The 10,063-nt window shown below is 30.8% G+C and carries 7 protein-coding genes; 1 reads left to right on the top strand and 6 read right to left on the bottom strand.

What is annotated here, in order from left to right; genetic code table 11:
• Positions 1–263: 263 nt before the first annotated feature.
• A complete protein-coding gene (locus IE051_RS14220) occupies positions 264–839 on the top strand; it encodes a hypothetical protein (protein ID WP_189361787.1) in 576 nt (191 codons plus the stop codon).
• 220 nt (positions 840–1,059) lie between these two features.
• On the opposite strand, the gene IE051_RS14215 is transcribed toward IE051_RS14220, so the two are convergent.
• From IE051_RS14215 to IE051_RS14190, 6 genes are all read right to left on the bottom strand, one after another.
• Complete coding sequence (locus IE051_RS14215; RefSeq protein ID WP_189361785.1) at positions 1,060–1,434, bottom strand: (deoxy)nucleoside triphosphate pyrophosphohydrolase; 375 nt, start codon at positions 1,432–1,434, stop codon at positions 1,060–1,062.
• Between the two features lie 66 nt (positions 1,435–1,500).
• Positions 1,501–2,730 carry a hypothetical protein gene (locus tag IE051_RS14210; RefSeq protein ID WP_189361782.1) on the bottom strand — a complete coding sequence of 410 codons (1,230 nt, stop codon included), beginning with the start codon at positions 2,728–2,730 and terminating at the stop codon, positions 1,501–1,503.
• 22 nt (positions 2,731–2,752) lie between these two features.
• Positions 2,753–3,166, bottom strand: a complete 414-nt coding sequence (locus IE051_RS18620; RefSeq protein ID WP_229796825.1) for a DUF4357 domain-containing protein — start codon at positions 3,164–3,166, stop codon at positions 2,753–2,755.
• An 84-nt stretch (positions 3,167–3,250) separates the two neighbouring features.
• Positions 3,251–5,878, bottom strand: a complete 2,628-nt coding sequence (locus IE051_RS14200; protein WP_189361780.1) for an AIPR family protein — start codon at positions 5,876–5,878, stop codon at positions 3,251–3,253.
• Positions 5,879–6,847: a PD-(D/E)XK motif protein gene (locus IE051_RS14195; RefSeq protein ID WP_189361778.1), complete on the bottom strand. Its 969-nt coding sequence runs from the start codon at positions 6,845–6,847 to the stop codon at positions 5,879–5,881. It abuts the gene before it with no gap.
• Positions 6,848–10,063 carry a Z1 domain-containing protein gene (locus tag IE051_RS14190; RefSeq protein ID WP_189361776.1) on the bottom strand — a complete coding sequence of 1,072 codons (3,216 nt, stop codon included), beginning with the start codon at positions 10,061–10,063 and terminating at the stop codon, positions 6,848–6,850.

The following is a 10,063-nucleotide window of genomic DNA, read 5'->3' as shown; positions in this document are numbered from 1 at the left end:
AAAAGAGAGGGGATTTTCAATGTTGACGAGATCTATAGTCTCTGCGTATATAATAACCTTAATCCTCTCTTTTGTGCTTTCTTATTTATATGCCTGAATTTAGTAAAAGACAAACTTAAGAAGTATATAATTTATTTCTTGGTTCTAGCTTACTTACGAAAACCCTTGCGGATTTTCTATTCAGTTTTTATTTGCTAAATTAGGTGCTTAAACACGCCACTAATCATACACAAAACCATTATAAACAATACTGTACGAACTCTGTGAATTTACCAGAAATCATTTCTAAAAGGAAAAACGGAACTGAAAAATTTCAGAACGAAAACCAAAATCTGAATTTTAAATTGTCGGAATTTTGGAGTTGGAATCAATCTAATTTAATTGAAAACAGAACTCGTGGAATTTTAGCGGAATTTATTGTAAAAAAAGCACTCGAAATTGACTCTGAAAATCGTATTGAATGGGACAATTTTGACTTGATTACCAAAAAAAGCAAAAAATTAGAAATTAAATCTGCTGCTTATATTCAAAGTTGGGAACAGAAAAAATATTCCGAAATAAAATTTGGAATCGCGCCAACTGTAGGAACAAAAGACAATCCGAATTATGACGGAATTAAGAGACGTTGGACTGATTTTTATGTTTTCTGCTTATTGAAAAATAAAGACCAAAAAACTCTTAATCCTTTAGATTTAAGTCAATGGACTTTTTTCGTTTTAGAAACCAAAATATTAAACGAACAAAAACCTGAACAAAAAACAATCGGAATAAATTCACTTTTGGAATTAAAACCAATCGAATGTAAATTTTATGAACTGAAAAAGATAATTGATAAATAAAAATACTGCTTACAACAACTAACTGAATTAAAAAACTAGCTATTTTAAGATAACCTTGAAACAAAGCTTTCATCATAAGGTATTCCTGATATTGTAATAATAAATGTAGGAAGGTAACTTATGCCCCATAGGAGATAGTACTAACTTTTATTCTGAGTAATAGTTACTAATTGCTTAAATTAACCATCAACCTTTGTCTACAAATAAAAGTTGTTTCATTTTAGACAAATAATTCCACCAAAGGAATATCGGCGGCAGTTAAGTCGTAATTTAATAACTCTTTAGGTGTTACCCATTCAAATCTATCGTGGTCTGTTAATTTAAAGCTGGCATTTACAAAATCACATTTATAAGCAACTAGATTTATTTTGAAGTCCTTGTAGGCATGTACGTTGCTTCCCAATTTGTTTTTCACAGTAACCAACATGCCTAATTCTTCTAATAACTCACGTTTAAGCGCCATTTCTTCTGATTCCCCACGCTCTACCTTCCCTCCCGGAAACTCCCATTTACCGGCCATAGATTTACCTGCTTTACGTCGAGCTATAAATATTCTATCACCTTTGTATATTATACCACATACTACGTTTATCAAAATAAAACAATTCAAAAGTGTTTATTCTTATACTATTATGGGAAAATTAAATATAACCATCAGCCTTTATTTTTCAAATGACTCAATTTCTCTTTCAAGTCTCTCGATTTCGAAATTAAGTTCCAAAATATCGTGCTTGTTTCGTCGTAGTCCTTCTTCAAACTTCTTAATTTCAGCTCGTTGATTTCTGGAGATGTTAATTCCCTCTGGTTTATGGGATTCTGAAGCGTCATCAATTTCTCTTTTCTTTGCAAAATATCTTCCTTCCAAATCAGTTTTTGTTTGTTGAAGTTTTCGTTCTCCAGATTCAATTTCCTTCTCCTGTTCTGCAAATTTTCCGAAAACTTCTTCTCGAAATCTTCCTTCCATAGATTCCAATCCCTTTCTCTCAATTTTAATAAGCTCTTCAAGTCCTGTGACTTCTGAATTAAGATATTCTTCAGATTTTCCAAATTGTTCTGATTGAACACATTTTCCAATTCTTCGTATAACGTTATTAATTCTTGCTTTTCTGCAGTTGTACGACTCTCTATAAATTCGTCTTTGGAGCTCATCAACTTCTGATACTCCTCTATAAGATCCCGAGGGTATGTGCCTATATGTGGTTTTTGCTTCAAGTCCATTATATTGCCATTTTATTCTTTTTGTTGAACTAAAATTATCTTCAATTCCTTGCGGAGACACTTTCGGAATAATTATACTAACTGTATCAAATTGTAATTTCCTTAAAATTATATTTTTTTCCTTATCAAGCTTGTGTTTTGTCACAAACTCTATTAACAATACAGGAAATCCTATTTCATTGAAAAAAGTAACATCCGGTTTTAATAATGGTTCATTACAATCTAACTTTTGATAATTACCATACTTTATACTCCCGTCTACATCTTCATAAAAAATGACATTTGAACTAACCTTAGTCGCATTAATATACTCCGCTCGTTTTAGCAATTTAGGTGGCCCATCAGATTCATTCAAAGGATACTTAATTACACTAGGCACTTTAATTTCCTTAATTCTTTGAAGAATATCTTTAGCTAAAGTTTCCCTATATTCTTGGTTACTGAATGTACATGGAGCTTCTCCATTACTTTTAACAACAGGAACATGTCTAAAATAGGAGCGATGATTTGGATTTTTTTTCTTAATTACCGCTTCCATTTCTTTATCACAGCCAATACAATAATATCCTTTACGTCCACTAATTGCATCATCTATATATAAATGATTCTTAGCTTTGTCTTGCGCCCAGTCATTATTGGCTTCAGCTTCATATCTTTTACCTACAATAAACATACTCTTTTTTACAATAGTTCTTTCATTTCCTTTTTAATTCGTCTATACTAACTCCATCTTTATCCTTCCATTCTTTCCACCCATTCGCTCTTCTTGCCAAAATTGTTCCTGCGGCGGCACTAGGAGAGTTAAATATATGGTCGTTAAAAATAACTGGTTTCATTTTTAAATCTATATCTAAATATGATTTAATTATGGCCCAGATATAATTTTCATTTTTATCAATAAATTCTTGGTAAACATCTTCAGAAAACCCGGTCAAATTTGCTGGATTACCTTCCTTATCTTTCCAACCTTCTCTATTAGTTTTTGAAAAATAACTATCAAAAGCATCTCTAGAATTTTTTAGGCTATGTTCAAATTCTAATACAGCTCTTCCACTATGTAATGTATCATAAAACGTTCTATATGCCTCATTCCATTTATTTGTGTTCAATTTATTAGGTGGATCTTCTTGTCCATATTAAGACAAATAATATCCTACTTGGATGAATTCTTTTGAGCGTTCTGCCATATTCAATTATATTTTAAACCCATTTTTTAAAAGTGTTTCTAGATGTCTCTTTACATTTTTTTCATGAAAACTGTTTAGCTTTTTTAATCCCCAGGCAAAATCTGCTATATAAGTACGCTCTTTAATACTTAAAATCTTCGCGGTAGAATCCCACTCAAACATTTTCCTCATCAAAAATTCATCTATTCTAACTTTATCTAAATCTAATTGCTTTGTTTTAGGCTTTAATTCTTTTACACTTTTGTCTTTCAATATATTGGCAGCGTAATACAACTGTTTGATAGTTGGTGGAATTCCCTTAACTAGGTTTTTTCCAATTTGATCAAACACTGAAGCATATTTTATTTTTTTAGCTTTTGCAATTGCTTCAATTTTTTGAAATTCCAACAGGATATTTTTCTTTTTATTAACGCACTTATTATAATTTGTAATTACATAATCTAAAGTATTATATAGTAGACTTTCTTCTCTTTCAATATTATCGAAAAAATCAGGAATTTCTATTCTAAATTTATTTGTCAAACTGCTTTCAAATGATACTAAATCATCCTCAATATCCTTTTTATTAATTATTGCATGTACTAATGCCGAAAGGCTTCTTTCATCTGCTCCTGTCAATAATTCTCTATTGGACTGAATTGATTTATAATAGTTGACTCCATTTGAATGAATTAAAACATTATCATTTAAAATTTTAAAGTTCACTTCCTCCGAGTTGTCATTTGCACCTTTCCTTTTCTTTAATTCAGCTTTACTGATACCATATTTATCAATAATCTTTTTCGTGTCGTCTCTTCCTATAAATTCTATTATCTCCTTAGAAGAGCTAATTCTCTTCCATAACTCTTCCTTTTTAGAATACTCGCCATAATCATCACTATCAGAATATTTTTTAATCAACTCATTAACCAATTTCAATAATTGAGTTAAATAGGTTTCTAAATCATTTTCTAAACCCTCATTAAGCCATATTTTTAGTAGATCAAAAGAAGGGGATTTTTTATCACCGTCTGTAATCATGAATATAATGGAAAGTGTATATGGAACAACAGCGGACCTTATTTGACCCATTGAATTTTTTCCTGCACCATAAATTTTCTCTAGTCTACGGAACATAATAATGTTTGAAATCAGCTCTTCATAGAAATCACGATTAACATTTATAGGTTTTTTAAACTCTCCCTCTCCTGTCAATTTTTCAATAAAATATCTAAATATCTTCTCACCACCTTTTTTAACTAAATGAGGCTGGTTGCCCCATGCTGAGTAATATTTCGCCATTAATTCCTTAGAAAACCTCCTTTCAGTAGGATATTCTTTAGCTAGTCTTCTTTTATTAGAACCAGCAATTCTTAACTTTGTATTAAACTCACCCTTAGCTCTTTCAAAAAACCATTTTTTACCAGAAGGTGTCATGACACTTTCACTAAGTGATTTTATTCTTACCAATTGTGGATTCCTTGATCTTAAATCAACCTTAGAAACTCTTGATTGTGCATTTGAATAAGTACTAATATTTGAAATTAGCTCTTCGAGCTCTTCGTCTGTAGCTTCCTTAGCGACATTAATCTTGGCCATTACTTTCACCTTACTAATATCAAAACCATCCTTTTGCGTAAAATAAATGGTTGCAGTGGTTTGACCACCATTCACTATCTGAAAATCCGTTAGTGATTTAATTTTATATTGACCGGATTCAAATGAAATATTACCATCGGTTGCTGTAATAGTCAAACCATTATTATAAGCCACAAATTTTTCTGGCTCTTTCCTGATTGTTTCCCTAATACCTTTATTGACACCCCTAAACTGTAAAAAGGATCTCACATTTTTCTCCAGTAATCTTGTGCTAAACTCTTTGTATAATCTTGAAATTATTGGGGCAGGTAAAACACATAAATAAGATTCAAAATAATCCTCATCCGCCGCTTTAATTGCATACAAGGAGTCTCCAAAGGTTTTTTCAAAATTTACGGTTAACGCCTCTCTGCTTCCTTGAGATATAAGCACATTATACAAAAAATTAAGATCAATAATTCTTTTCTTAATTATAAGGTCCTTTGTGAGCCTCTCTCTATTCTTTTGATAAGTGACAACAATTTCTTCATCATCAAATTCAATTCTGTTGGGTTGTGGAGTAGCTCCTCGCAAGGAAACGGTGGCAGTTAATGTGATAAGAAATATTTCAACAACATCAAATTGCTGCGCACCTTGCGAAGATGAAATACTTGAAACTAATGGCCTTACAGGACTAGAATCTTGAATTTCATCATTTAGATGTCCTTTAATAGCCTTGTTATGAAAGCTTGTACATCTTTTAAACTGACTTTCATAAGATGCTTTAGTGGAAACCATGAGATCGTTAGATGAAGCAGACAGATCAATAGAATTCTCATCTATTAGAAAGAGCTGAAGTCTTTCACCTGATTCGTTAATACTATAAGCGTTAATCTTTAATTTATCAGCAGTTGATTTAAAATAGGAATTTGTATAATCTTCAGAATCTATAAGTTTTGCATCTAGCATAGATGGTAATACTTGAGAAAGGATTAAATTTTCTTGTGTAAAACCTTCATCATCTTTTGATTGATCTAATAATTCATTTCTATAATTTAAATACTCTTCTAATACCATTTAATATTTTTTCATTTCAATTAAATACTCATCCAAATGTGTTACCCTTAAACTATATTTCAAATTTGAAATTTCGTTATCAATATTAGACAGTGATAGCTTAGGAAAATCAGCATGGCCGGCATTAAATGATTCTGTTTTGGACACTAAAAAACGATGATTATTGTATTGTTTTAAATTCTCAAGTGTTAATCCTTTTTGATTTAAGGCTTGATACAATATTGATAAATCCCCAAGATTTGCCCTTGCGTGTTTTAATATTTCCAAAAGCATATCATGTATTGATTTGCCTTCAATTAAATCTAACTTAACTGAAACAATCAATAATTCTAAATTCTTATCTATCTCTTTTTCTAACTGAAACTCACTCGAAATTTTGACATACAGGATAGATTCTTTTTTAGTTTTAACTTCAATATTCTTTAAATCAAATTCAAAATCATTGGCAGAATCATAAAGGCCTTTCCACGAAGAAAGAAGGGTATTAATTGTAGTTGGATTTGATTGTTTTAAATATTCATGTAAAACAAATAATTCACCAAACAAACCCTGTATTTGTTCTTCTCCGAGTTTTTTTACTTTTTTATCTTCAAAAAACAAAGCCCATTTGTAAAATGTCTTTATGAATTCTTCCGAGGCCAGGAATGGTTCAGAGATTAGATTGATTTTTGAGTAAATTGAAAAGATAAGGTCATCAAATAAATCTTTGAAATCAAAATCTTTTAATTTTATCAGCACTATTCCTTTTGATGGTAAATAAGAAATTAGCAATTTATTCTTGTCCGTTCCTTTCAGCTTTACATCAACCTTATTGGGTAAAAAAAGCAACAAACACCTGTGACCATCTTCATCTGTAGCTAGAAAGAGATCTGGTACAATAGCCCCAGTAATTCTTAGGGACTGATAGCCTTTTTTGCTTTTGAAAGATGCAATATTCTTCCATTTTGCATTTAATTCACTTTTTTTCATTTACTCCTCACTATTATCTGTAATTCCCTCAAATTCGTCAGCTTCTTCTTCTTTATTATCAATATTATCTTCATCAATTTCTAACTCATAATCACCTTGCAAATATGTTCCTCCCGGGTCTTTTTTAATTGGTGGAAATTCAATTGCATAACCAACTAATGGTGTTTTATCAATTATGTCTGTTAAATCATTTTTATCGATATAAAGTTTAAATTCTCTCTTTAATTCTTCATGCTTTTCTGGGTCTTTATTACTAGTGAATTTTTGGTTGAAGGCATAGCTAGAATCAAAAAGATAAATCATTAATAAACCTTCTGTTTCCTTCATTTTCTCTCTGTAATATCGCTCAGGTATAGTCTTATGATTTTTTGCCCTCTCTTCTGATTCTTCTTTAGTTAAGGTCTTGTCTTTTCGTTGATATTCAGCAGCCTTGAACTGGTAAAAACTCTGTTTGGCTTCATCTTTTTGGGCAGTAGATAGTAAAATCGACATATCTTCATTGGAGGAAATAATATTTGCACTTTTACTACTTGCCCTAAAAAGCTTTTTATTTCGAAATAAATCTTTATCATTTTTATTTTTCGGTCCAGATCTTTTAGCCAATTCAACGTTTCCAATATCTAAATCATCATTTAAACCAACTGATTTTTTTGATAACCCTGGTTTGGAAGAGCCAGTAATTTTTAAAGCAATGGTCCAATTATTTAAGTATCCTTTTTCATTACATAATTCAATGAACTTAGTTAAATATTCAGGTTCCTTATCATTGAAATTATTAGGTTGGTTTTTTAAAATATCTATTACTTCTCCAGCATTAGTTTTAAACGAAATAATATCTCCCTTATCGTTTTTTAAATTAAATTTTGAAGCAATATTTTTCTTAAAATTATCCCATATATTTACTACATTTTTCTTATCAACTTTTATTTGAGTTGTCATTTCTAAAGAATCTTGATAAGACCATTTAACTTCTTTAGCATTTTTTAAAATAGAGGGCCTTGTTATTTTGAGAGTACCGGGGTGTTTTTTTACACGTAACACAAAGTTTTGAGGCGTTTTTCCTTGCCGTTCCATTTTTATAAATTCAGTCTCTAATTCTTCTATACACAAGGTTGTATCATTAAATTTATCAAGAGAATCTTGAGTAGTGAATATTTTACAACAATCTAAATACCCAGGTCTGTAACCGAACCATCTACCCATTTGAAGTAAGGCATCTGAATAGTTAGTAACTCGAATGAAATAATTGATAGTAAGTCCTTCCAGAGTGAATCCTCTTGAAAGCCTATTTCCACCAATTGCGATGTATTTTTTTGGTGAATTCTTTGGGTATTCTAAAGAGTCTTTAGTGAAACTATTGATTGCTTTAACTTCTATACCTTTTACTGCATCAATAAAAACAGGAATTAAGGAATCAAACACTAAAGGTGACATAAATTCATCTTCATATCCTTTTGGTAAATAGCTTTTAATATTTTCAACTACATGAGCAAAGCCATAAGGGCTATACCAAAGTTTTTTAAATTCAGCATAAATTGAAGTTGGACTATTTGGTCTGTCGTTATTAATTTTAGAAATAATTTCATTGATATATTCATCAATCAATCTTTTAGTTCCATTCTGCCAAAATGTAAACCGTGAAACATGGACAAGCATTGTATTATGGGGTTGATAAAGATCGGAATTAACCATACTTGGTATTCTTGTTTCTCGAATGGTCAAGGCGATTATAAAACATTTAATTGCTGTTTTCAATGATACTGGTAATTCTTTTGGAAAATCATCTTCTTTCCTAGCTGCCCAAGTCGCTCTTCTGTAATCAGTATAAGAGTCAAAATCTAAATAACCTTCAAATCCAAATTTTTCATCCCATTCACTCCTGCTTCTAATATTTTCTATACCAACAATTTCTCCATCATCATTATGATAAAGTCTTGAAGGAAAATTGTCAATATAATCATTCACAGCAGGTGCTACTAATGGAATTTTCTCATTGTCATCTGTTTGATTATCCATTGGTGTGACTGTATCAAATATTTGTTTTGCTCCTACATAATTTGATGGTGGATTTAATAATTCTATAAAATCATCCGGAAATATATTGTCAACTCTTTTTAGCTGTTTTTCAACATCATCTCCTTTAAACTTATATTTAATTTCCCAATCATTTTCAGGATATTCATTTCGATCTTGTAAAACATTAGCAAATGGTGTTGCTGTATAACCTAAATAAGACTTTACATGAAATAGATCTAAAATAGCTCTTATATGTCCATTTGTTTTACTGGCATAATTCCTTCCTTTTGCCCCCATATTATTTAATGATGCATTATCTGCTTCATCATCAATTATAAGTAGTGGAATATTGTGTTTTTCTTTGCCTTCCTCTAAAGAGTTATGTAGCCATATTATTAGATTTTTTAATACACTGACATTTTTTTTACATACAAGTACATATTTGTCATTTAGCGTATGATCAAGTTCTTTGACAGCTTTACTAAAATCCTTACTTTCCGATGTTAGAGATTTCACCTGTATAACCTTATCATCACCTCTAACACCAAAACGTCTAATTTTACCAACGCCCTTAGCCCCAGTTGGTTCACCGGAATCTATTTTCCCTTCTCCGATTACATCCTTTTCTATTCTTTGCTGCGTTTGACTGCGTAAATCTTCCATTATACCTGCGAGGACAATTACGATTTCGTAACCAGCATCAATAGCTCTATTTATTACGGCATTGAAATTTCCGGTTTTTCCCGACTGAACAGCACCAACAACAAGTCCCTTATTATAAATTGGAGATTTTGATTTAGGGTCAGCCATTTTACCAAGGATAGAAAAACTGGAATTTTTTGTTTCATCAACAACTTTCAATGATCTCCCAGACTTTTTTAAATGCTCAAAATACCTCTCTGAGTAGTCCCATATTATTTCATAGTCTCTTTTCTCATTGAGCCAAGTTTTAAAACCTTTTTTTGTTAATGAATGACTAATTCCTGGATCAATTGGATTAACCGATAGATATTCATTTTTAGCAGTTTCAAAATAACTTTTTAGAGTTGTATCATCTACCTCAGGAAGCCGTAATACTTTACCCAAGTTAATTACTGATTCTTTTATTTGATTAAATAAATTATCAATGAATTTTTTGTCACCAGAAGCTTTACTTACTTCTTCTTTTATAATCTGTTTAAAAACGTCGATATAGTTCAT

This window comes from Algibacter mikhailovii, from assembly GCF_014651495.1.
GTDB classification, from domain to species: Bacteria; Bacteroidota; Bacteroidia; order Flavobacteriales; family Flavobacteriaceae; genus Algibacter_E; species Algibacter_E mikhailovii.
The sequence above is the reverse complement of the archived record's forward strand: the minus strand, read 5'-3'. Positions and strand labels throughout refer to the sequence as shown.